Below are 1,256 nucleotides of genomic sequence, written 5' to 3'. Positions count from 1 at the left end.
ACCTGATCCCAGTTCCGATATCTCTGTGTCCATTTCCTGACTACGTTTTCGCTGGCAAGATACAGCATCTTTTCCAGTGCTGTATCGCTTGGAAATACACTCTTGGTTTTTGTGACTTTCCGGTATTGACGGTTCAATCCCTCTATGATGTTAGTTGTGTACATAATACGTCTGATATTATTTGAAAACTGGAAAAAGGAACTTACATCTTCCCAATTATTTTCCCAGTTGCTGATAGCATAGGGATATTTCTTTCCCCATTTCTCCTTAATGTTCTCCAGTTCAGATAAAGCTGCTGTTTCATTCGGAGCATTATATACTGCTTTGAAATCTGAGGAAAACTTTTTCAGATCATTATAGTTCACATATTTGAAAGAATTACGCAGCATATGGATGACGCATCTCTGGATCTCTGCCTGCGGATAGACTGCCTGTATAGCTTCTTTAAAGCCGGGAAGCCCATCTACACAGAAGAAAAGGACATCCTTTACTCCGCGGTTCTTCAGATCATTGAGCATTCCAAGCCAGAACTTGCTGGTTTCATTAGCTCCTACTGTGATGCTGAGGATATCTTTGTACCCTTCCACTGTAACACCAAGAACAACATAAGCAGCACGGCTTAAGATCCTGCCATCCTCCCGGACTTTGTAATGAATACAGTCCATAAAGACAAACGGATAAACCGGATTCAAAGGACGTGACTGCCACTCCTTGACCTGAGGAAGGATCTTATCAGTGATCTTGCTGACCATTTCTGCCGATAATTCAATTCCATAAAGATCCTGAAGCTGGTCATGAATGTCACGTGTACTCATACCACGTGCATATAAAGAGATCACTTTTTCTTCAATTCCAGAAATATCCCTCTGATATTTAGGAATCAGCTTCGGTTCAAACTCCCCATTGCGGTCTCTTGGTACATCAATTTGGAATTCACCGTACTGGCTTTTTAAGTTCTTTGTGAAATGACCATTTCTTTTGTTGTCTGTCTGCAGATCTCCCTTATGATTTTTTTCATAACCGAGAGTTGCATCCAACTCTGCCTCCATCAGCTCCTGCAGGATATCTTTGAAACTGTCTTTCAGAAGCGTGTATACATCTGCAACGCTACTAATGTTGTTTTCTGAGATAATCTGTCGAATTTGTTCCTTTGCAACTGCCATAAAAATACTCCTTTTCGATAAGAATTGTCATATCTAAATTCTTACCAAAAAGGAGCCATTTTTTACCAGAAACACAAACTATTTTACACTACC

1 protein-coding gene is annotated in these 1,256 nt (G+C 40.3%); it reads right to left on the bottom strand.

From position 1 onward, the window contains the following. Positions 1-1,163: IS256 family transposase (locus GPK60_RS03470; RefSeq protein ID WP_215658862.1), on the bottom strand; the 1,163-nt coding region annotated here is incomplete at its 3' end. Positions 1,164-1,256 lie beyond the last annotated feature (93 nt).

The organism is Ruminococcus sp. MCC718, assembly GCF_018783905.1.
Lineage (GTDB): Bacteria > Bacillota > Clostridia > Lachnospirales > Lachnospiraceae > Hominisplanchenecus > Hominisplanchenecus faecis.
The sequence above is the reverse complement of the archived record's forward strand: the minus strand, read 5'-3'. Positions and strand labels throughout refer to the sequence as shown.